This window comes from Rhodoferax sp. (assembly GCF_013297935.1).
In the GTDB taxonomy this organism is placed as follows: domain Bacteria; phylum Pseudomonadota; class Gammaproteobacteria; order Burkholderiales; family Burkholderiaceae_C; genus Allorhodoferax.
Window position 1 is genome coordinate 249,670 of record NZ_JAAFIX010000001.1, and the last position, 23,092, is coordinate 272,761.

Annotated in this window: 16 protein-coding genes and 4 tRNA genes; 7 read left to right on the plus strand and 13 right to left on the minus strand. The window is 58.5% G+C overall.

The window, feature by feature from the left end:
- Positions 1-62 precede the first annotated feature (62 nt).
- From QZW03_RS01230 to QZW03_RS01240, 3 genes are read left to right on the plus strand one after another with little or no spacing between them, the layout of a single operon-like run.
- Positions 63-782, plus strand: coding sequence for a Crp/Fnr family transcriptional regulator (locus tag QZW03_RS01230; RefSeq protein ID WP_296507593.1), 720 nt, complete (start codon positions 63-65; stop codon positions 780-782).
- A 21-nt stretch (positions 783-803) separates the two neighbouring features.
- Positions 804-1,889 (plus strand): phosphotransferase, encoded by a 1,086-nt coding sequence (locus tag QZW03_RS01235; protein WP_296507595.1) that lies wholly within the window; start codon positions 804-806, stop codon positions 1,887-1,889.
- Positions 1,890-1,919: 30 nt separating this feature from the next.
- Positions 1,920-3,194: an acyl-CoA dehydrogenase family protein gene (locus QZW03_RS01240; protein WP_296507597.1), complete on the plus strand. Its 1,275-nt coding sequence runs from the start codon at positions 1,920-1,922 to the stop codon at positions 3,192-3,194.
- A 36-nt stretch (positions 3,195-3,230) separates the two neighbouring features.
- On the opposite strand, the gene QZW03_RS01245 is transcribed toward QZW03_RS01240, so the two are convergent.
- From QZW03_RS01245 to QZW03_RS01300, 12 genes are all read right to left on the minus strand, one after another.
- Positions 3,231-4,460 (minus strand): HD-GYP domain-containing protein, encoded by a 1,230-nt coding sequence (locus QZW03_RS01245; RefSeq protein ID WP_296507599.1) that lies wholly within the window; start codon positions 4,458-4,460, stop codon positions 3,231-3,233.
- Between the two features lie 111 nt (positions 4,461-4,571).
- Complete coding sequence (locus tag QZW03_RS01250) at positions 4,572-5,198, minus strand: DUF6806 family protein (protein WP_296507600.1); 627 nt, start codon at positions 5,196-5,198, stop codon at positions 4,572-4,574.
- A 15-nt stretch (positions 5,199-5,213) separates the two neighbouring features.
- A tRNA-Leu gene (locus tag QZW03_RS01255) sits at positions 5,214-5,306 on the minus strand.
- Positions 5,307-5,376: 70 nt separating this feature from the next.
- Positions 5,377-5,450 (minus strand) — tRNA-Cys (locus QZW03_RS01260).
- 66 nt (positions 5,451-5,516) lie between these two features.
- A tRNA-Gly gene (locus tag QZW03_RS01265) sits at positions 5,517-5,592 on the minus strand.
- A 75-nt stretch (positions 5,593-5,667) separates the two neighbouring features.
- Positions 5,668-8,103, minus strand: a complete 2,436-nt coding sequence (lon, locus tag QZW03_RS01270; RefSeq protein WP_296507601.1) for an endopeptidase La — start codon at positions 8,101-8,103, stop codon at positions 5,668-5,670.
- 147 nt (positions 8,104-8,250) lie between these two features.
- Positions 8,251-9,516: an ATP-dependent Clp protease ATP-binding subunit ClpX gene (gene clpX / locus QZW03_RS01275; protein WP_296507602.1), complete on the minus strand. Its 1,266-nt coding sequence runs from the start codon at positions 9,514-9,516 to the stop codon at positions 8,251-8,253.
- Positions 9,517-9,618: 102 nt separating this feature from the next.
- Complete coding sequence (gene clpP / locus QZW03_RS01280) at positions 9,619-10,248, minus strand: ATP-dependent Clp endopeptidase proteolytic subunit ClpP (protein ID WP_255413700.1); 630 nt, start codon at positions 10,246-10,248, stop codon at positions 9,619-9,621.
- Between the two features lie 135 nt (positions 10,249-10,383).
- Entirely contained in the window at positions 10,384-11,694 is a 1,311-nt protein-coding gene (tig, locus tag QZW03_RS01285) for a trigger factor (RefSeq protein ID WP_296507605.1), read from the minus strand.
- Between the two features lie 66 nt (positions 11,695-11,760).
- A tRNA-Leu gene (locus QZW03_RS01290) sits at positions 11,761-11,847 on the minus strand.
- Positions 11,848-11,958: 111 nt separating this feature from the next.
- Positions 11,959-15,105, minus strand: coding sequence for an efflux RND transporter permease subunit (locus QZW03_RS01295; protein WP_296507606.1), 3,147 nt, complete (start codon positions 15,103-15,105; stop codon positions 11,959-11,961).
- A 7-nt stretch (positions 15,106-15,112) separates the two neighbouring features.
- Positions 15,113-16,279: an efflux RND transporter periplasmic adaptor subunit gene (locus QZW03_RS01300; RefSeq protein ID WP_296507607.1), complete on the minus strand. Its 1,167-nt coding sequence runs from the start codon at positions 16,277-16,279 to the stop codon at positions 15,113-15,115.
- A gap of 157 nt (positions 16,280-16,436) precedes the next feature.
- Here QZW03_RS01300 and hpnC point away from each other — a divergent pair, with 157 nt between their 5' ends.
- The 4 genes from hpnC (at position 16,437) to QZW03_RS01320 (ending at position 22,289) form a co-directional block, all read left to right on the plus strand.
- Positions 16,437-17,303: a squalene synthase HpnC gene (gene hpnC / locus QZW03_RS01305; protein ID WP_296507608.1), complete on the plus strand. Its 867-nt coding sequence runs from the start codon at positions 16,437-16,439 to the stop codon at positions 17,301-17,303.
- 221 nt (positions 17,304-17,524) lie between these two features.
- A complete protein-coding gene (gene hpnD, locus QZW03_RS01310; protein ID WP_296507610.1) occupies positions 17,525-18,364 on the plus strand; it encodes a presqualene diphosphate synthase HpnD in 840 nt (279 codons plus the stop codon).
- Positions 18,365-18,491: 127 nt separating this feature from the next.
- The gene (gene hpnE / locus QZW03_RS01315; protein WP_296507611.1) at positions 18,492-19,808 is read left to right on the plus strand and encodes a hydroxysqualene dehydroxylase HpnE; all 1,317 of its coding nucleotides are present in this window, start codon (positions 18,492-18,494) and stop codon (positions 19,806-19,808) included.
- Positions 19,809-19,898: 90 nt separating this feature from the next.
- Positions 19,899-22,289 (plus strand): penicillin acylase family protein, encoded by a 2,391-nt coding sequence (locus QZW03_RS01320; protein ID WP_296508293.1) that lies wholly within the window; start codon positions 19,899-19,901, stop codon positions 22,287-22,289.
- Here the strand turns inward: QZW03_RS01320 and QZW03_RS01325 are convergent.
- The gene (locus QZW03_RS01325; RefSeq protein ID WP_296507613.1) at positions 22,273-22,974 is read right to left on the minus strand and encodes an HAD family hydrolase; all 702 of its coding nucleotides are present in this window, start codon (positions 22,972-22,974) and stop codon (positions 22,273-22,275) included. The genes QZW03_RS01320 and QZW03_RS01325 overlap by 17 nt on opposite strands.
- Positions 22,975-23,092 lie beyond the last annotated feature (118 nt).

Here is a 23,092-nt window from a genome sequence, read left to right on the forward strand (position 1 = left end):
CTACCGTGTAGCCCCACAATCTCATCAACGCGACTGCACACCAGCCAACGTATCAGCATCCCATGGACGAACCTATCCTAACCATTGAAGAGCGCTCTGCGATTAACGGGGGCCGCTGGTTTTCAACCCTATCCCCCTCATTGCGGCATGACATTCTGCGTTGTGCCTATGTGAAACGTTACCGTGATGGCGATCTGATTGCTGCACGCGGCGAGCCGCCCGAGGAGTGGATTGCCTGCGCCAAAGGGGCCGTTCGCGTGAGCTCCACCTCGATTTCCGGCAAACAAATTACCCTCACCTATGTAGAGCCGGGCATTTGGTTCGGCGACGTATCTATTTTTGACGGCGACCGCCGCACCCATGATGCGTATGCCCATGGGGACAGTACCGTCCTGTGCGTAGCTAAAGCCGATTTTAAAAAAATCCTGGCAACCCATGTCGAGCTGTATGAAGCCATGCTGCGACTGCATGCCCGTCGCATCCGTCAACTATACGGCTTGGTGGAAGACCTGAACACGCTTCCTCTGCGCGCGCGACTGGCCAAGCAACTACTTCACTTGGTGCGCAGCTACGGTGTTCCCTCTCTGAGTGATGGGAGTGAGGTCCGGATCGGACTCCAACTGGCACAAGAAGAGTTGGCCCAATTGCTCGGCGCATCGCGTCAGCGCGTGAACCAAGAGCTTAAAGCGATGGAACGTGAGGACACTATCAGGATCGAGCCCGGCGGCTTGGTGATTCGTGACCGCGCCGCCTTGATGCGTGTCATTGAGTCAGATATCTAAACAAAAGAGCCCGCAACCCCAATGACCCCATTCGACCAATTTATCGGCACTCGGAGCGTGGGCGCTGCCCATGCCATGGACGAAGTCGCTCTCGAAGCCTGGCTGAATAGCAACGTCCCGGGCTACCAGGGTCCCCTGAGTATTGAAATGTTCAAAGGCGGGCAGTCCAATCCGACTTTTAAGCTGAACACACCGTCCCGTAGCTATGTCATGCGGGCGAAACCCGGGCCTGTGGCGAAATTGCTTCCATCTGCCCATGCGATCGAGCGTGAATTTCTGGTGATGCGAGGACTCAAGGGCAGCGGTGTTCCTGTGCCTGAAATGCTCTCTCTTTGCGAAGATGAGTCAGTGATCGGCAGGGCGTTTTATGTCATGGAATACATGCAGGGACGGGTCCTGTGGGACCAATCTTTACCGGGCATGACTCCGACGGAACGTGCTTCAATTTACGACGAAATGAACCGGGTCATTGCGGAGTTGCACACGGTGCGATTTCAAGATTGCGGCTTGGCCTCTTATGGGAAACCCGGCAACTACTTTGACCGGCAGATCGCACGCTGGAGCAAGCAGTATCTGGCTTCGGTAACCCAAGCCATTCCAGAGATGGAAAAGCTGATTGAGTGGCTGCCGGCCCATATTCCAGCAATGGCTCGCAACGACAGCCTGGTAAGCGTTGTACACGGTGATTACCGCCTGGACAACCTCATGTTTGCCCCGGATGCACCAAAGGTCATTGGAGTGCTCGATTGGGAACTGTCAACGCTAGGCCACCCCTTGGCAGACTTCAGCTATCACTGCATGGCTTGGCATATTCCCCCGGGGGACTTTAGAGGCATACACGGTCTTGATTTGTCTGCGCTGGGGATCCCCTCAGAAGAAGAGTACATCTCAAAGTATTGCGAAAGAACCGGCCTCGCCAGTCCGGATCAATTGCGAGAAGACTGGAACTTTTACATGGCATACAACATGTTTCGGATCGCTGCGATCTTGCAGGGCATCGCCAAACGCATTGAGGCCGGCACGGCCTCTAGCGCACAAGCTCTGGCATCCGCAGCCGGAGCGCGCCCACTCGCACGCTTGGCGTGGGAATTTGCCAACCGCACTTGAAGCCTCTGACTTTAACCCCACGGAGATCCCATGGACTTTGACTATTCACCCAAAACGCAAGCCTTGCAAAAACGTCTTCTTCAGTTCATGGAGGATCACATTTATCCGGCTGAAAGTGCTTATCAAAAAGAGATCGAAAGCAACACTGCGGCAGGTAAGCGATGGACGCCCTTGCAGACTATTGAATCACTGAAAGTGAAAGCCAAAGAGGCAGGGCTGTGGAACCTATTCCTGCCGGTTGACAGTGCTGAAGCAGCAGGCTTCCATGGGGCCGGGCTGACAAATCAAGAGTACGCGCCGCTCGCCGAGATCATGGGGCGCGTCATGTGGTCCAGCGAAGTATTCAATTGCTCCGCACCCGACACAGGCAACATGGAAACCATTGCACGTTACGGCTCCGAAGAAGCCAAGCAACGTTGGCTGAAACCACTGCTGGCTGGCGAAATTCGATCAGCCTTCGCGATGACCGAGCCTGCCGTCGCCTCAAGTGATGCGACCAATATTGAAACAAAAATCGAACGTGATGGTGACGACTATGTTATCAATGGTCGCAAATGGTGGATTTCAGGGGCCGGTGACCCGCGCTGCGCGGTCTACATCACCATGGGGAAAACAGACCCTACGGCAGCGCGGCATTCGCAGCAAAGCATGGCGCTCGTACCTGCCGACACACCCGGCATTCGAATCATCAGGCCACTGAACGTGTTTGGTTATGACGATGCGCCGCACGGACATATGGAAATGATCTTCGACAATGTACGTGTTCCGGCCTCCAATATCCTTTTGGGCGAGGGGCGCGGCTTTGAAATCGCACAGGGCCGACTTGGTCCGGGGCGCATTCATCACTGCATGAGACTCATTGGTCTTGCAGAGCGTGCGCTAGAACTCATGTGCAAGCGGGCGAGCGCTCGCGTGACCTTCGGCAAACCGATAGCGGCGCAGACAGTCACCCAAGAACGCGTTGCCGAAGCCCGCTGCAAAATTGACATGGCCCGCCTCCTGACCCTCAAGGCCGCTTGGATGATGGATGTAGGTGGCAACAAATTTGCGAAAACCGAAATCGCGATGATCAAGGTGGTGGCCCCCAACATGGCATGCGACGTCATTGACTGGGCGATGCAAGCTCACGGCGGTGGCGGAATGTGCGATGACTTTCCGCTCGCATACGCTTATACCTGTGCGCGCACATTGCGGTTTGCCGATGGCCCCGATGAAGTCCACCGCAATGCGATTGCAAAAATGGAGCTGGGGAAGTACGCCGCTGCTGCGCAGCCAGTCGAAATGCCGGTCACACGCGGCTGCTGATCACACAACGGGGCTCAATGCCCCCGCCTATGACACTTAGCGTGGAATACCTGACCAGAGTTCGTCCAGGTCTGAGAATTTCCATTTAGCAGGATCTTCGCGACCTACTATTTTTTCCACCGTACCCGGGCGCGACAAATCGACCACTTCGGGAACAATCCGCATTTCCGACTTGGTCGAATAAAAGACTTTTACACTGGGCGTGGTGAGTGACTTGGCAGTCTGCTCAATCACGACACCCAACCGTCCGGAGCTCAGGCGCACCAAGGATCCGATGGGGTATATCCCCAAGCTCTTCACGAAGGCTTGAAATACTTTTCCATCGAAATGGCCACTCGCCCACTCCGCCATTTTTCGCAAGGACTCGGCAGGGTCCCATCCAGCCTTGTAAGGCCGGTTAGAAGTGATTGCATCGTAGACATCGCACACGGCCCCCATTTTGGCAAAAAGGCTGATCTCATCACCCTTAAGTCCCTTCGGGTAACCTGAACCATCTATTTTCTCGTGGTGGTGAAGGCAAACATCCATCACCATAGGATCGACTCCGGAGCCCCCCTCTAAAAGTCGATAGCCTTCCACCGGGTGAGTTTTGATAATGGCAAACTCGGCATCGGTTAACTTACCGGGCTTGTTCAATACATCCATGGGCATAGCAGCCTTGCCGAGGTCGTGCATCAAGCCGGCTACACCCGCTGAGCGGGTGGCTTCTTCACTCAAACCCAGCTGTTTCCCGAGTGCTACCATCATTGCGCATACGGCAACAGAATGCATGTAGGTGTAATCGTCTGCTGTTTTGAGGCGGGCCAAACTGATCAACGCGCCGGGGTTGCGGGAGACCGAGTCGGCAATCTCTTGAACCAGCTGCTTGGCCCCACCTGCGTCGACCGTCTTGCCCATTCTGGCCTCTTCAAACATCGACATGACGGCCTGCCGTGACTGATTACAGATTTTGGCAGCACGGGCCAGCTCCTCACTTACAGAAACTGGTGACACATCCCTTTGGGTCGCAACCGCTTCCCGAAGCTCGGCCTCAACTAAGTCATCAGACTCTGATTCGGAAACCGCTGTTTCACCAGCCGGTACATCGAGCCCTTTGCTGCAATCAATCCAGACTTCGCGAATCGCACTTGCGCGAATGGTGACCAAATCTTTCGGGTCTGTAATCACGAAGCCGGAACGCCAGAACGGATGCTCCATCCAAGAGCCACAAAATTCCTTGAGATGCATGCCGAGGACAAGTTGATCAACGGTGATTTTTTTGAGCATGACAACCTGCAAAAAGGGCCTATACCAACTAACCGAAGAATCAACTTTTAAAGACTTACACGTTGATTTCAGTATAGGACAAATGGCGATTTTGAGCGCAAGAATGAGCTTTCAATGCAGGTGCCGGGGCTTGCGTCCCCCGCCATGTCCCGACGCTGGGCCACCCGATCCGCGCGGTGGTTTACCAATCTCCAAAGAGTTCACCAGATCATCAAACCGCTGGGAAAACAACTTGTCAATTTCCGCAACTACGCCACCCAATTCGGCGCCGTCGAAATGACGCTCCATCAGGTTCACCATATCCTGTACAAGGATGTCACGCTGCACCTGCATGATGGCTGCCGGGTCAGGACCCACAAACAACATCACAAAATCGTCCCGTGACTCAGTACCGGGCGAGGCATCTTCTTCGTCGAACTCAGCGTCATAGAAGGTGACTTCAATCGCGGCACCGGCGGAGGCTAAGTCATTCAAATTCATGCAAACCTCGTCCAAGGCTTGCCTGAAGTCATCCTCTCCGGGGACGGTCCAGCACATCTGGAGAATGTGTTCGTGCGGATTGAGGTGGATCCCGGGCTCGTCCTCATAGCTGCTCTTGGCGGCATCGGCTAGAGACTTAGAGCCGGCGTAGCGCCAGAGCGGCTTCAAGGCTTCCTGAATTTGGAGATAAGTAACCTCCTGCCGCAACACGACTTGGCCGTGTACGTGAATTTCGAACGAGGCGTTGAATCGTGACATAAGACTAGAAAAAAATGGTGCCTGAGACCGGAATCGAACCGGTACGCCCGTTATTCACGAAGCGGCGGATTTTAAGTCCGATGTGTCTACCTATTTCACCACTCAGGCACGGGTGTCTATTGTCAAACAAAAATGCCCTATCAACCGAGGCCGACAGGGCATTTAAACCAGATAAATCTGGAGGCGCGGTCCGGAGTCGAACCGGACTAACCGGATTTGCAATCCGGGGCATAACCGCTTTGCTACCGCGCCACTAACCGAGTCCACAGATTACCTGCAGAATGAAAAAGGGAAGCTTTTGCTTCCCTTTTTCGGAATTGGAGCGGGAAAAGAGTCTCGAACTCTCGACCTCAACCTTGGCAAGGTTGCGCTCTACCAACTGAGCTATTCCCGCGTTCTAAGCCTCAAATTATAGCGTCTTTTTGAGGCGCAATTTCGAAGGCGTAGTTTTTTTCCTAAGGCTTTCCGTTCAATGCTTGACGGGTGAAGAGACAACATCCTTTGGCACTTCAGACACAGCCGGAGTTGCAGGCTCTTCATCAGGCAGCGCCACAGGCTGCGACTCCAATGCAAGCTCAAGTACCTTGTCAATCCAACGCACTGGCACGATCTCGAGTCCATTCTTCACGTTTTCAGGAATATCCTGCAGGTCCTTTGCATTTTGCTCGGGGATCAACACCGTCTTGATCCCACCACGCAATGCCGCCAAGAGTTTTTCCTTAAGTCCGCCGATCTCGGTCACCTCCCCTCGGAGCGTGATTTCTCCGGTCATGGCAACGTCGCCCCGCACAGGTATTCCCGTCAAGGCAGAAACAAAGGCTGTTGCCATGGCCGCACCTGCACTAGGTCCGTCTTTAGGAGTCGCCCCATCAGGAACGTGGATGTGGATATCTTTTTTCTCAAAGATCTCATCCTTGATACCCAGGCGACGTGCGCGACTGCGTACCACCGTACGGGCAGCTTCAACCGACTCCTTCATCACGTCACCAAGTGAACCGGTACGGGTAATGACACCCTTACCTGGTGTCAATGCGGCTTCAATAGTGAGCAAATCTCCACCCACCTCGGTCCAGGCCAACCCTACAACTTGTCCCACTTGGTTTTGCTGCTCTGCGCGGCCGTAGGTATAGCGCCTCACACCCAAGAAGTCGTTCAGGTTGTCTGCTGTCACCACAACCTGGGCTTGCATTTTCTTCAGCAAGAGCCCTTTCACGACCTTCCGGCATATCTTGGACAGCTCACGCTCCAAGGAACGCACGCCCGCCTCCCGGGTGTAATAGCGGACGATGTCTCTTACCGCATCTTCCGTCACCGATAGCTCAGAATCCTTTACACCATTGTTCTTCATCTGCTTTGGCAGCAAATAAGTGATTGCAATGTTCGTCTTCTCGTCCTCTGTATAACCGGAAAGGCGAATTACCTCCATACGGTCCAACAAAGCCGGAGGAATATTCATTGAATTCGATGTCGCAACAAACATGACATCGCTCAAGTCGTAGTCCACTTCTACGTAGTGGTCACCAAACTTGCTGTTTTGCTCGGGATCTAAGACCTCCAGCAATGCGCTGCTCGGGTCGCCGCGGAAGTCTGTGCCCAACTTATCGATTTCGTCCAGCAAAAATAGCGGGTTGCGGGTACCGACTTTCGACAAACTTTGCAGGACCTTACCCGGCATGGCTCCAATGTAGGTACGACGGTGACCCCTGATTTCCGCCTCATCCCGCATGCCCCCTAAGGCCATGCGAACGTATTTGCGTCCGGTGGCTTTTGCGATGCTTTGCCCCAATGACGTCTTACCCACACCCGGTGGCCCCACCAGGCACAGGATCGGAGCCTTTACCTTGTCCACCCTTTGTTGAACCGCAAGATATTCGAGGATTCGGTCTTTAACTTTATCGAGACCATAGTGGTCTTCATTCAACACATTTTCAGCATTGAGTAAGTTGTGCTTGATCTTGGTCTTGGCTGCCCAAGGTAGACCCGTTAACACTTCTATGTAGTTGCGAACGACCGTAGCTTCGGCCGACATCGGAGACATCAGCTTGAGCTTTTTGAGCTCCGCCTCAGCCTTCTTCAAAGCTTCTTTCGGCATCTTGGCCGATTTGATCTTTTTCTCTATTTCTTCGATATCAGCGCCATCTTCACCCTCGCCAAGCTCTTTCTGAATGGCTTTAACCTGCTCATTCAAATAAAAGTCTCGCTGGTTTTTCTCCATCTGACGCTTCACACGGCCACGGATCTTCTTGTCGACATTCAGGATGTCAACTTCGTGCTCAATTTGCTCAAACAGGCTCTCCAAACGGTCCTTGACCTCAGGAAGGCTCAAGATGGCTTGTTTGCTGTCGAGCTTCAGGGGAAGGTGGGCGGCAATGGTGTCGGCAAGACGGCCCGGATCATCAATACTGGAGATGGATGTCAAAATTTCCGGCGGAATTTTTTTGTTCAATTTGACGTACTGATCAAACTGCTGCATCACAGCACGGCGCAACGCTTCCACCTCACTGCCCGCCTTGCGCCCGGCGTCGCCTGCAGCCGAAAGCACCTCAATCGGGGTGATATTCGCCGTAAAGTGAGACTCGCCTTCGGCAATACTGTTTACCTTGGCACGCTGATGACCTTCAACCAGAACCTTCACGGTCCCGTCGGGAAGCTTCAACATTTGAAGAATGGTGGACACGCAGCCCACATCAAACATATCGGTCACCAAGGGATCGTCTTTGGCGGCTGCTTTCTGTGCCACCAGCATGATGCGGCGTTCAGCCTCCATCGCGGCTTCCAGAGCCTTGATGCTCTTGGGGCGGCCGACAAACAATGGAATCACCATGTGCGGAAACACAACGACATCCCGCAGAGGCAACAAAGGAAGATCTAAGGGGGAGGCAGGCAAGGGAATATGGCCAGACATAGGAAAACCTTTACGTTACCTGTTGAATATGGACCGGGTTGCCCGGATTACAAGTACGAGCCCATTATGAAAAAACAAAGCTCACAGTAAGCTGACTTGAATGCCCCCAAACACCGTGCTTATCGGGTGAATGGGGGTATTGAGGTTTTAGGCCTTCTTGGCAGACTCGCGATAAACCATCAAGGGGGGCTTGTTTTCTTCAATGGTGGACTCATCCACCACGACACGCTCCACGTTGCCGGCGTTGGGCAGCTCGTACATCGTGTCAATCAAAGACTGCTCAAGAATGGAACGCAGACCACGGGCACCGGTTTTGCGGACCAAGGCCCGCTTGGCGATAGCCTTCAGGGCAGCAGGCCTGATTTCAAGCTCAGCTCCCTCCATAGCCAGCAGCTTGGCATATTGCTTCACCAGCGCGTTCTTTGGCTCAGTCAAAATCTGAACCAAAGCGTCTTCCGTCAGCTCGGCGAGGGTAGCGACCACCGGCATACGACCCACCAGCTCGGGAATAAGTCCGAATTTAATCAAATCTTCAGGCTCAACTTCCTTGAACACTTCCGTCAAAGACCGCTGCTGTTTGCTCTTCACGGCAGCGCCAAAACCGATGCCCGAAGACTCGGTCCTGTTACCGATTACCTTCTCCAAGCCTGCGAACGCTCCGCCGCAAATAAACAGAATGTTGGTGGTATCGATTTGCACGAAATCCTGGTTCGGATGCTTGCGTCCGCCTTGGGGGGGAACGCTCGCCATCGTGCCTTCTATGAGCTTGAGCAAGGCCTGCTGAACGCCCTCGCCGGACACATCACGAGTGATGGATGGGTTGTCAGACTTACGAGAAATTTTGTCAATTTCATCGATGTAGACAATTCCGCGCTGTGCACGGTCTACGTCGTAGTTGCAGCTCTGCAGCAGCTTCAACACGATGTTTTCGACGTCTTCGCCGACATAACCCGCTTCAGTCAATGTAGTGGCGTCGGCCATCACAAAAGGCACGTCCAACATTCGAGCCAGTGTCTGGGCTAGAAGCGTCTTGCCGGAGCCTGTCGGCCCGATCAACAAAATGTTGCTCTTGGCGAGCTCCACATCGTCTTTCTTGGCTTTTTCTTTGTGCTTGAGGCGCTTGTAATGGTTGTAAACCGCCACAGCCAACGTACGCTTGGCCGGCTCTTGGCCGATCACATAGTTGTCGAGATTGGCCTTGATGTCTGCCGGAGTCGGCAGGTCCGATTTGGACTCTTTATTTTCAGTCGTTGCAGGCAACTCATCGCGGATGATTTCGTTGCACAAATCAATGCACTCGTCACACACAAAAACGGACGGTCCAGCAATGAGCTTCTTCACCTCGTGCTGACTCTTTCCACAAAAAGAGCAATACAGGGTTTTTTCGCTGGTTGAGCCTTTTTTCTCGGCCATGGATGAGTGCCTTTTTTCGCTAAGTTAAGCAATGATAACCAAATGAAAACGGTGCATCTCCGCAGGAGAGGCACCGTTTCGGAGGGGCCCGGGCCCGTCAACTCAAGGGCGCTTGGCGATCACTTGATCCACCAGGCCATACTCTTTCGCTTCATCAGCAGAAAGGTAGTAATCGCGCTCGGTATCCCGCTCGATCTTTTCCAGGGGCTGACCGGTGCGTTCCGCCAGAATCTTATTCAGCTGCTCACGGGTCTTCAAAATCTCGCGGGCATGAATTTCGATTTCTGTGGCCTGGCCTTGGGTTCCACCCAAAGGCTGGTGGATCATGACCTTGGAGTTAGGCAAAGAGAATCGCTTGCCTTTGGCACCCGCTGCCAACAAAAAGGCTCCCATGCTTGCGGCCATGCCGGTGCACAGCGTCGAGACATCGGGCTTGATGAAGTTCATGGTGTCATAAATGGCCATGCCGGCACTTACGGAGCCGCCCGGGGAATTGATGTAGAACGAGATGTCCTTATCAGGGTTTTCGCTCTCCAAGAACAGCAACTGAGCCACCACCAAATTGGCGGTCTGGTCATTCACGGGCCCCACCAGAAAGATAACGCGCTCTTTCAAGAGCCGGGAGTAGATGTCGTACGAACGCTCACCACGACCCGATTGCTCGATGACCATGGGCACCATTCCCAAAGCCTGGGTTTCCATTGCGCCGGACATTCCGTATTTCACGTTCATAAACTCTCCAAGATGTAGGGTGTAACTTTACCGAAAAAGACAAGGCCAAAATGCAAATGGGGCTTAGACGCTGGACTGCAAGTCCCGCGCAAGCCCCATTTCACGAAGACGCAAAGAATGCGCCCGCTCGATGCTTTAGTTCTGACCCATCAGTTCGTCGAAGGACACAGCCTTGTCAGAGACCTTGGCCTTGCCCAAGATGAATTCGGTCACGTTGTTTTCAATCACAACAGCCTCCACCTCGGCCATGCGACGGTTGTCGCCGTAGTACCAACGGATCACGTCAGCAGGCTTCTCGTAGCTGGCAGCCAGCTCTTCGACGTGGGCTTTGATTTGCTCCGGCTTGGCCGCGAGGTCGTTCGAACGAACCAACTCTGCAACCACCAGGCCCAAGCGCACACGGCGCTCAGCTTGGGGACGGAAGATGTCGTCGGGGATAGGCGCTTTGTCAGCGTCCTTGATACCACGTTGCTTGAGGTCGGCGCGAGCGCTCTCCACCATGCGGTCCAACTCAGCTTGCACGCTGGACTTCGGCAGGTCAAGCTCAGCCTTGGCAACCAATGCGTCCATGGCAGCTTGCTTGTTACGAGCCAGCAAGCGGTGCTTCACTTCGCGCTCCAAGTTCTTGCGAATGTCTGCGCGCAAAGCCTCAACGGTGCCTTCGGCAATACCCAAGGACTTCGCCAAGTCTGCATTGACTTCGGGCAAGTTGGCGGCTTCGAGCTTCTTCAGAGTCACCATGAAATCAGCAGTCTTACCTGCCACGTCTTTGCCGTGGTAGTCAGCGGGGAACGCCAAGGGGAAAGTCTTGCTTTCGCCGAACTTCATGCCGCGGGTTGCGTCTTCGAATTCCTTGAGCATTTGGCCGTCACCCAGGATGAACTGGAAATCAGAGGCCTTGCCACCGGCGAAAGTTTCGCCGTCAATCTTGCCTTCGAAATCCACAGTCACACGGTCAGTGTCCTGCGCGGCGGCGTCTTGGGCGCGCTGAGCAAAGGTCCGACGCTGCTTGCGCAGGATTTCGATGGTCTTGTCGATGGCTTCTTCTGTCACATCGGCGGTGAGTTTTTCAACTTCGGCGCCGGCCAGGTCTGCGATCTTAACTTCCGGGAAAACTTCGAAAATCGCATCAAAAGCCATTTGACCTTCGGGTGCTGTTTCGTTTTCGGAAATCTTTGGCTGGCCTGCAACGCGCAGCTTGGCTTCGTTGGCGGCAGTGGCAAAAGCCTCGCCCACCTTGTCGTTCATAACTTCGTAATGAACCGAGTAGCCATAACGCTGGGCAACCACATTCATGGGCACCTTACCGGGACGGAAACCGTCCATCTTGACGGTGCGCGCCAACTTGCGCAGACGGCTGTCAACTTCGGTCTGGATCACGCCCACGGGCAGTGTCAAAGTGATCTTGCGCTCCAGCTTTTCCAGAGTTTCTACAGTAACGGCCATCGTCTACTCCTAATGATTGAATGGCAGGACTTTCACCTGCGGCATCGCATCGATGCTTAGTAAGGTTGGTGCGCGGGGGGGGACTCGAACCCCCACAGTGTTGCCACCGTCAGGACCTAAACCTGGTGCGTCTACCAATTTCGCCACCCGCGCAAAAAACAAAACACGGGAGCCTGAAGCTTCGCAAGACTCGCTTGCATCAACCCAGACTTCCCGTTTGAAATCGGTCAGCCCGCTATTTTAACCTGCAAGCGGGCCCCTCTTTTAAGTCAGCGCAGGATTCTCGCGTTTTACCCTGAACCAGGCCGCATACATGGCGGGCAAAGCCAGCAAGGTCAGCACCGTGGCAACGATCAGTCCGCCCATGATGGCGACCGCCATCGGGCCCCAGAAAACTGAGCGCGACAGGGGAATCATGGCCAGCACCGCGGCCGCAGCCGTCAGCACAATCGGCCGCAAGCGGCGCACTGCCGACTCCACAATGGCCTCCCAGGCTGGCACACCGGCAGCACGGTCCTGCTCAATCTGGTCAATCAGAATCACCGAATTGCGCTGAATCATGCCCATGAGCGCGATCACCCCGAGCAAAGCTACAAAGCCAAAGGGTCGTCCCAGCAGAATCAAGGCGCCCGCCACACCGGCGATACCGAGTGGCCCGGTAATAAACACCAGCACCGACCGGCTGAAACTCTGCAGTTGCAGCATCAACAGCGTGAAGGTCAGGAACAACATGACCGGCACACCCGCCACGATAGACGCAGAGCCTTTGGAGCTCTCCTCCACCGCGCCTGCGACCTCAATGCGGTAGCCATTGATGCCCTTGGCCGCCCACTGCGCCTCCAGCTCTTTCATTTTGGGCTGGAGCTCGGCTGTTACGGTGGCACCCTGCAGGCCTTCCACGATGTCGCTTTGCACCGTAATGGCGTAATCACGGTTTTCGCGCCACATCACGCCCGGCTCCCAAGTGAACACCGGTTTCGCGATCTGGGTAATCGGGATCGACTTGCCGCTACTGGTTGGCAGGTAGGCATTGGCGATATCGGTGATGGCGTTCCGCTCGTCGAGCGGCTGGCGCAGCACGATGTCGATCAGCTTGTCACCCTCACGGTACTGCCCCACGGTGGTTCCGGTAGAGAGCGTCTTGGCGGCTTGCGCAATGCTCTGGCTGCTGACCCCCAAGGCACGTGCCTTGTCTTGGTCCACTTCCAAGCGAAGCACTTTGACCGACTCATTCCAGTTGTCATTAACACCCCGGGTGTTGCTGCTCTGGCGCATGGCGGCCTTTACCTCGTCCGCGCGGTCGCGCAGCACCAGCGGGTCGGAGCCCACCACCCGGAACTGCACCGGGTACGGCACCGGTGGCCCGTTAGGCAAGAGCTTCACCCGCCCCCGCACCTCAGGAAACTCCGCAGCTAACAGCGCCGGGAGCTTCACACGCAATGACTCGCGCACCTTCAAGTCCACCGGCATGATGATGAACTGCGACACGTTGGTCTGCGGGAACACCTGGTCCAGGGGCAAATAGAAGCGGGGCACGCCCGATCCGATCCAGGTGCTCACGGCAGACACCCCTGGCTCCTGCATCAAGCGGGCTTCTACCCGCTGGGTGACCGCCTGGTTGTTGGCAAACGAAGTGCCCTCTGGGAACCAGATATCGACCAAGACCTCCGGACGGCTGGAATCCGGAAAGAACTGCTGCTGCACTTTGCCCATGCCCACAATGCCCAGCGCAAACACCAGAATGGTTCCGCCAATGGTAATCCAACGGTGCTGCACACACCAGTTCACCATGCGGCGGAAGGTGTTGTAGAACGGCGTATCAAAGTGTTCCTGGTGTGCGGACTCGCCCCCGTGGTGGTCGCGGCTCTTGAGGAGCAGGGTGCCCAAGTAAGGCACAAAGTACACCGATACAAACCAACTCAAAATCAGGGCCAGCACCGTTACCGCAAAAATCGCATAGGTGTATTCACCCGTCACCGACTTGGCCATGCCGATAGGCAAAAAGCCGACTGCGGTAATCAAGGTCCCGGTCAGCATGGGCATGGCGGTCACTTCGTAGGCGAAGGTAGCAGCGCGCACCTTGTCGTAGCCCTCTTCCATTTTGCGCACCATCATCTCTACCGCAATGATGGCGTCGTCCACCAGGAGGCCCAGCGCAATGATGAGCGAGCCCAGCGAGATCTTGTGCAGGCCGATGCCCCAGTAGTACATGCCCAGAAAGGTCACCGCCAGCACCAGTGGAATGGTGATGCCCACCACCAGCCCCGGGCGCACATCCAGCGTCCAGCGCTTCCAGAAAGGTTGCCCTGCTTTGGTGTGGAGACCCAGCGCAATAAAACTGACTGCCAACACGATCACGACCGCCTCGATCAGCACCTTCACGAACTCGTTGACCGAGGTCGATACCGATTTGGGCTGGTCCTGCAACTGCACAAGTTTGATACCGGCGGGGAGCGTTTTCTCGACACCCACAAACGTCTTCTCCAGCGCGTGCCCCAGCGCAATGATGTCGCCGCCCTTGGCCATAGAGACCCCGAGTGCAATCACCTCCTTGCCCTGGTGGTGCACCTTGACCGAGGGCGGATCTACGTAGCCCTTGCCGATGGTGGCAATGTCTTTCAGGCGGAACTGGTTACCGCTGGCACCGCGAATCGGCATGTCGGCAAGCTGCTGCACGGCATTGAACTGGCCGCCCACCCGCACCTGCACCACGTCCAGTGGGGTTTGCACCGCGCCGGCAGACTCCACCGCGTTCTGCTGGCCCAACTGGGCCAACACCTGGTTGAAGTCCAGGCCCAGCTGGGCCAGGCGCTTTTGTGAAATTTCGATGTAGAGTTTTTCGTCTTGCGCGCCGAACAGCTCGACCTTGGCCACATCGGGCACCCGCAGTAGGCGCTGGCGCACATCGTCCGCCAGGGTTTTGAGCTCCGCGTAGCTGAAGCCCTCGCCTTCCAGCGCGTAGATCACGCCATACACATCGCCGAAGTCGTCATTGAAAAACGGGCCCACCACGCCTTGGGGCAAGGTGCCCCGCATGTCGCCGATCTTTTTGCGCACGCTGTACCAGACGTTAGGGACCTCGCTACCCTTGCTGGAGTCTTTGATCTGAAAAATGATCTGCGACTCACCCGGCTTGGAGTAGCTGCGGATTTTGTCGGCGTATTGCACCTCCTGCAGGGTGCGCTCCAGTTTGTCGGTGACCTGCTCGGCCACCTGCTGGGCGGTAGCGCCCGGCCAATAGGTGCGCACCACCATGGCGCGGAAGGTGAAGGGCGGATCTTCATCCTGCCCGAGCTGGAAGTAAGCTGCAGCCCCCAAGAGCATGAGCACGATCATCAGATAACGGGTCAGCGCCGAATGCTCCAGCGCCCATTTGGAGAGGTTAAACCCCTTGCTTGGTTCTTGCATCATGCTCGTCTCACTGGGCCGCAGGGGCACTGGCGGCTGCGGCTGGCGCTACGGAATCCATAGCGGAAGGTGCAGAGGATACGGGGGCTTGTGCACCTTTTTCCTTATAAACACTCACTTTTTGCCCGGGCGACAGCACATGGACACCGGCCACCACCACCTGCATGCCCGGCGTGAGGCCCTGCGTAATCACCGCGTCATTGCCGTCCGCGGTGGCCACCACCACAGCCTGCTGCTTGACGGTCATGCTGGCGGTGTCGAGCACCCAGACACTGCTACCGGCACCGGCCTTGAGCAAGGCGGTCGTCGGCAATTTAATGACCTGCACCGCGCCGCGGTCCAAGGCTTTGGGCACCACCGACACCGTGGTGCCCAGTGGCAAGACGTCTTTTGCCTCCAGCGCCACCTTGACCGTGAAAGTGCGCGTCACGGGGTCGGCACTTGCAGCCACTTCACGCACGGTCCCCTCCAAGGTTGTTTTGCTGGCCCAGACCCGCACATCCACCTTGGAGCCCGGCTTGATGACCGCCACTTTGTCTTCCGGCACCGCAAACACCACATCCCGCGGGCCGGCTTGGGCGATTTGCACCACCGGCGTACCGGCTGCAACGACCTGGCCGACCTCGGCGCTCACGGCAGTCACTACACCGGACACGTCGGCCACCAAGGTGGTGTAGCCAGCCTGGTTGCCTTGGCTGTTGAGCTGGGCTTGCGCCTGCTCCAGCTGGGCCTGGGCCGCTTTGAGCGCGGTATCCCGGCGCTCCAGCTCCGCCCCGCTGATGAAGTTTTGATCGCGCAACTCTTTGTAGCGCTTGTAGTCGGCCGCGGCGAGGTCGCGGTTGGTTTGCGCTGCAGCCACCTGGGCGCGGGCAGCTTCGGTTGCGAGCTTGTAGTCCTGGGGGTCGAGCTGGGCAATCACCTGCCCGGCCTTCACGGTTTGCCCCAGCTCCACGGCCCGGCGCACCAGCTTGCCGCCCACCCGGAATCCGAGGCGGGATTCCACGCGCGCCCGCACATCGGCAGAAAACTCCAGGCTGGACTGCATGCTCCCCGCCCCCACCGTCATCAACTTGACGGCGCGGATGGGCTCCTCGGGCGGTGCCGGTTTGGAGCAGGCGGCCAGCAGCACGACGCTGAGCAGAAGCGGCGTCGCAATCAGGATTTTGTGTGGGGACATGGTGACAGGGCGTGAAGTTGAATAGGTAGGCCCCAACCCCGCAAACGAAGTTAATGACCAGTTGGTTAGTAATTTAAGCGCCGCACTGATCTTTGTCAAGCCGGAGCCCTGTTGCCGGACGCTGGCGCCAGTGCGCCGGGCAGGCACAATGCCGCCCATGCCTTCCCAGCCCGCCCCGACCGCCGCCGCGCCCGATGTCGCCGTTCCTATCACCCACTACGAGAACTTTCCGGTGGCCTCGGTGCTCTGCCCCCCGCACCTGCGTGCACCCATCGCGGCGATTTACCACTTTGCCCGCACTGCCGATGACATTGCCGACGAAGGCAACGCCAGCCCCGAAGAGCGCCTGGCCGAACTCGCGCTGTTTCGCTCCGGTTTAGCAGCAGAGCCCGCCGCCCTCGCCCGCTGGCCGCAGGTATTTGGCCCCTTGCGAACCCAGCGCCAGGCCCATGGACTGCCGGACGCTCTCTTGCACGCCCTTCTGGACGCGTTTGTTCAAGACATTGAAAAAACCCGCGCCGCCACTGGCTACCGCAACCATGCGGAGCTGCTGGACTATTGCAGCCGCTCGGCCAACCCGGTGGGCCGCCTGTTGTTGCACCTCTATGGCGTGCAAGACGCCGAGTCGCTGGCCATGAGCGACCACATTTGCTCTGCGCTGCAACTCATCAATTTCTGGCAAGACCTGAGCACCGACATCCCGCGCGGCCGCTTCTACCTGCCGCAAGACGAATGTGCGCGCTTCAACGTCACCCAAGACGATGTGCTGACCCAAAAAGACACTTCATCCACTATCAAATTAATAGCTGCTTGCGCAGACACCGCGAGGGCTCACATGCAAAGAGGTGCTGAACTCGTGCACCGCCTGCCGGGCCGCGCCGGCTGGGAGCTGCGCCTGGTGGTGCAAGGCGGCCTGCGGATTCTGGACAAAATTGCCGCCATGGACCACCGCACCCTGGAACGCCGCCCCAAGCTGTATGTATGGGACTACGGGGTGATGATCTGGCGGGCTTTGTGGATGTGAATGCAAGGCAATATTGCAGCTGCTGACTGCCACCTATGAACGCCCATGCTGACAAGGGGCGGGCTGTGCGTTTTGCGTAGGTCAAGGAGGAGCCCGCGCAGCGGGCGGGGGACACGAAGCAAAGCGCATTGCCCGCCTGTTGTCAGCGCCACGTTATGAGCCGGAGAAGGGCACTCGCTGCGTCCAAAAACCAAAGCTCTGCCTCAACGACAATACCCACCATGACTCCAGAGCAATACGTCCAGGACAAAGCCGCCGCCTCCGGCAGCAGCTTTTACTACGCCTTTCTTTTCCTGCCCGCGCCGCGCCGGGCTGCCATTACCGCCTTTTATGCCTTCTGCCGGGAGGTCGATGACGTGGTGGACGACATGGTCGACGCCGGAGTGGCCGCCACCAAGCTTGCCTGGTGGCGCAACGAGGTGCAGCAATCCTTCAAGGGCAGCCCCACCCACCCGGTGATGAAGGCGCTGATACCGCACGCCAGCACCTACACCATCGAAGCCCGCCACCTGCTGGCGGTGATTGACGGCTGCCAGATGGACCTGGAGCAAACCCGTTACCTCGACTACCCCGGCCTGCAGCGCTACTGCCATCTGGTGGCCGGCGTGGTGGGCGAGGTGGCCGCCGGCATCTTCGGCCAGACGGACCCGCAAACCACCGCCTATGCCCACAAGCTGGGCCAAGCCCTGCAGCTCACCAACATCTTGCGCGATGTGGGCGAAGACGCCATGCGCGGGCGCATCTACCTGCCCGTCAATGAGCTGCAGCAGTTTGATGTGAAGGCCCATGAGATTTTGAAGCGCACCTACTCCGACCGCTTTGTCGCGCTCATGTGCTTTCAGGCCCAGCGCGCGCAAGGCTTGTACGACGAAGCCCTGGCCCTGCTCCCCGCCGCAGACCGCCGCGCCCAAAAGCCCGGGCTGATGATGGCCAGCATCTACCGCGCCCTGCTCACCGAAATTGAGCGCGACAACTTTCAGGTGCTGCACCAGCGCGTCAGCCTCACCCCGCTGCGCAAATTCTGGTTGGCGTGGAAGGTGCAGGCGCTGGGTCGTCTGTGAACATGGCCCCCACGCTCCACCGCTTCGCGGGTCGCTGCCCCCCAAGGGGGTGCGGCTCTCACCTCGAGGCGGCCCTGCGGTGGAGCCCGGCCACCACGCCCCGCGGCGCTACGGCTATCGCTGGCCCATGCGCGTAGCCATCGTCGGCGCCGGCTGGGCCGGCATGGCTGCGGCGGTTCGCGCAACGCAAGCCGGGCATCGCGCTATTGTTTTTGAAGCAGCCCGCGCAGTCGGGGGGCGGGCTAGAGCCCTCAACAGCACCTTACCCGATGGCAGACCGGTAGTGCTGGACAACGGCCAGCACATTTTGATCGGCGCCTACACCCGCACGCTAGAGCTCATGCGCACCGTAGGCGCAGACCCGGCCAGCCACCTGTTGCGCTTGCCGTTGGATTTGCGTTTTCCCGATGGCGAGGGCCTGTACCTCCCTGCGTGGCCCAGCCCGCTCGACGCACTGGCCGGCATGGCCACAGCACAAGGCTGGAACGGGCGCGACCGGTGGAGCCTGTTGCGCGCCTCGGTGGGCTGGCAACTCGCGGGTTTCCGGTGCGTGCCGGGCACCAGCGTGGCGACGTTGTGCCGCAGCCTCAGCCCCACCGTTATCGCCAGCCTGATTGACCCCCTGTGCGTGTCGGCCCTCAACACCCCGGCGGAGAGGGCCTGCGGTCAGGTCTTTTTGACCGTGTTGCGCGACTCGCTGTTCGGTGGCCGCGGCAGTTCCAACCTGCTGTTGCCCACCACCGATCTGGCCACCTTGTTTCCGGCCACGGCAGCCCAGTGGCTGCACGCCCGGGGTGCAGAGCTGCGCACTGGGGCACGGGTGGCAGCCTTGCAAGTCGACGACACCGGTGGCCCCAACGGGCCACGCTGGCACGTCGATGGCGAAGCCTTTGACGCAGTGATTTGGGCCACTTCATGCTCCAATGCGGCGTCAGCCCTTACAGGTTCTTCGCAAGACGCTCCTGAAACCATAGCAAACTCATTGCGTGCATGGGCCGGCACCGCCTCGGCCCTGCAGTTTGAGGCCATCGCCACGGTCTACGCCTACGCCCCGACTGCCGCTTTGCCCCGCCCCATGGTGGCTTTGCGCAGCGACGCGGCCCACCCCGCCCAGTTCGTGTTTGACCGGGGCCGGCTGGACGGCCAGCACGGCCTGCTGGCTTTTGTGGTGAGTGCCAGTGAAGGCGACAAAAGCGCCCTGGAGCACCAGGTGCTGAACCAGGCCCGCACCCAGCTGGGCCTGGAACTGGTGCCAGTGCAAACCGTGGTGGAAAAGCGCGCCACCTTCGCCTGCACGCCTGCAGTGCAGCGCCCGCCGCTGGCAATTGCGCCCGGACTGTGGGCCTGTGGCGACTATGTAGCAGGCCCCTACCCAGCCACCCTCGAAGGTGCGGTTCGCAGCGGCACAGATGCGGCAGCGCAATTAGGCAAGGCCGTGCACTGAGCTCAGGCGCCCGGGAGACAAATTGCGGGAAAACAGCAAGGCGCCGCGCTAGACTGATCACCGCGGTATTTGGAGACGATCTTGAAACTCATGTTGAAACTCATAGGCGGCCTGCTGGCCCTGGTATTGCTGGCCGCTGGAGGTGTAGGCGGCTGGTACCTCTACCAAAAGCAACCTGTGCGCAGCGGCGTTATTGAGCTCCAGCGGCTCCAGGGCAAAGTCACGGTGCGCTACGACGAGCGCGGGGTTCCCCATATCAGCGCCGACAACGAGGCCGACCTGTACCGTGCCCTGGGCTATGTCCATGCCCAGGACCGTTTATTTCAAATGGAGATGGTGCGGCGCTTGGCCAACGGTGAATTGGCCGAAGTGCTGGGCCCCAAGCTGCTGGAAGTGGACAAGCTGTTCCGCACCCTCGGCCTGCGTGAGTACGCCAAGAAAGTCGTTGCTGCTATGGACCGCAAAGCGCCTGAAAACCAGGCCATGCTCAACTACCTGGACGGGGTGAACCAGTGGCAAGACAGCCACCGGGCCCCGCTGGAGTTCGATGTGCTGGGCATTTCCCAGCAACCCTTCACCGCTGAAGACACCTACGCAGTGGGCGGCTACCTCGCGTACAGCTTTGCCACCGCACTCCGCACCGATCCGTTGATGACCTTCATCCGCGACAAACTGGGTGCCGACTACCTGCGCGCTTTTGACATCGATTGGCACCCCGAGGGCGTCATGACACCACTGGCCGGCATGGGCTCCAGCGACTGGGACAGCCTCCAGCGCATCGCCACGGCCAGTCTGCAAGCCACCGAGTTGGGCGGAATCCCGCTGATCGAAGGCAGCAACGCCTGGGCTGTATCGGGCAAGCGCAGCGCCTCGGGTAGCCCGATGCTGGCGGGCGACCCGCACATCTCTTTCTCGGCACCGGCGGTATGGTACGAGGCGCACCTGAGTGCGCCGGGGTTTGAGATATTCGGGCATTTCCAGGCCCTCAATCCTATGGCGTTTCTGGGGCATAACCACGATTTCGGCTGGAGCATGACCATGTTCCAGAACGACGACATGGACCTGATCGCCGAGCAGTTGAACCCGGCGAACCCGCAACAAGTCTGGCACGAGGGAAAGTGGGTGGACATGGTCACCCGCTCCGAACTCATTCAAGTCAAAGGGGCGGCACCCCAGCGCATTCAGCTGCGCAGCACCCCACAGGGCCCGGTGATCAATGACGCGTTCAAAGACAGCCTGGGAACGCGCCCCATTTCCCTGTGGTGGGCTTTTTACGCCACCGAAAACACCACCTTGCGCGGCTTGTACGAGCTCAACCGGGCGGACACGCTGGCCAAAGCCCGGGACGCCGCCACCCTGATTCACGCACCGGGGCTCAACGTGGTCTGGGCGAATGCTGAGGGCGACATCGGCTGGTGGGCTGCGGCCCAACTGCCGCAGCGCCCACTGGGTGTCAACCCTGTGTTTATTCTGGACGCAGCCAAAGGCGAGGCCGAGAAACCGGGGTTTTATGCCTTCCGCTTCAACCCGCAGGAGGAAAACCCCGCCCGGGGCTACATCCTCTCAGCCAACCACCAGCCCCAGCCCAAAAGCGGCGTGCCGGTCCCCGGCTACTACAACCTGCCGGATCGGGCCCAGCGGCTGGACGCCTTGCTGAACGCGCCCGATGTGAAATGGACCAGCGTGGACACCCGCAAGCTCCAGCTCGATGTGGCCAACAACTTTGCCCCCCGCATCCTGCGCAACTTGATTCCGGTGATGGCGGCAGTCGTCACCGACCCTAACGAAAAGGCATTCATGGAGCCCCTCACCAAGTGGGACAGTGCCTACACCGAGGACAGCATTGCCGCCACGCTCTTCACGCAAATGATGTATGAGCTGTCCAAAGCCGCTTTTGCCGACGAACTGGGCCCGGTTCAGTTTGAGAACTTGGCGAAATCCCGCGCGCTGGATTTCGCCTTGCCCCTGCTGGTGGCAGACCCCCTATCACCGTGGTGGGACGATGTCAGCACCCCGGCCAAAGAGAGCCACTTTGAGACGGTGCGCATAGCGTGGTCCAACACGCTCAAGCACTTGCAGGGCCTCTACGGCACCAGCCTGCTGGACTGGCGCTGGGGCGTGGCCCACACCCTGACGCAAGGGCATCCGCTGGGCCGGCAAAAGCCCTTGGACAAAATTTTTGATGTGGGGCCGTTTCCGGTGCCCGGCGGGCGTGAAACGCCCAACAATTTCTCCAGCCCCTGGGGACCGGCGCCGTGGGCGGTGACCTATGGACCGTCCACCCGCCGCGTTATCGACTTCGCGGATGCGGGCAAGGCCGTGGGCATTAACCCCCTCGGGCAGAGCGGAGTCTGGCCCGACAAACACTATGCCGATCAGACCGAGAAATACGTCAAAGGCGAGTACGTGCGCATGTGGCTCGACGAGGCCGACGTGGCCGCCCGCACCGAGAGCACCCTCACCCTCAGGCCGGCGCGTTAAGCAGGTCCTGCAGCTCCTTCAGGCTGGCCACGGTGGCATGGGGGTGTTGCGGGAAGGTCCACAGGTGCTCCTCCCGGTTCACCCACACGGTTTGCATGCCCACCCCGAGCGCCCCCAGCACATCGAGCGCGGCGTCATCCCCGATGTGCAGCACCTCACTCGGTTGGACGTTAACCGCCGCGCAGGCGGCCTCAAAAATCCGCGGGTCGGGCTTGCCGACACCGGCATCCCGGGCGCTGACGCTGGCCGCGAAATAGCGGCCGATCCCCACGCGGTGCACATCCGCATTGCCGTTGCTGACCGCCACCACCGGCCATTTGGACGACAAAGCTTGCAAGAGCGCAATCGCATCCTCGAACAGGTCGACCTGCATGCGGGCGTCAAAAAACACCTCAAAGGCGGGCTCGGCCAGTTCCGCTGGCTCCCCGCTGCGTTGCAAGGCCAGCCGGATGGACTCGCGGCGCAGCACGCTCAGGTCGTGGGCATGGGCCGCCCACTGGGCTTCGGTGTCGGCACGCAATATCTGGCGCTGGTGCGGGTCGGCGTACAGCAGAGCTGTCCGGGGCGCGTGGGCGAGCAGCCAGGCGTGCAACAGGTCTTCAGCCCGGTGAATGGCCGGCCACACCGGCCACAGGGTGTCGTCCAGATCCAGGGTAATGGCGCGAATGCAGTTCAAATTCAGCATAGAGCAGTTCGCGGCCGCATGGCAGCCGCCCTCAACAACAGAGAAAGGTGTGAGGGTACACACAAAGCGTGCCGCACCGGCGCACCCGCGCAGCTACCATCAGGCTTATTGCTTTTTT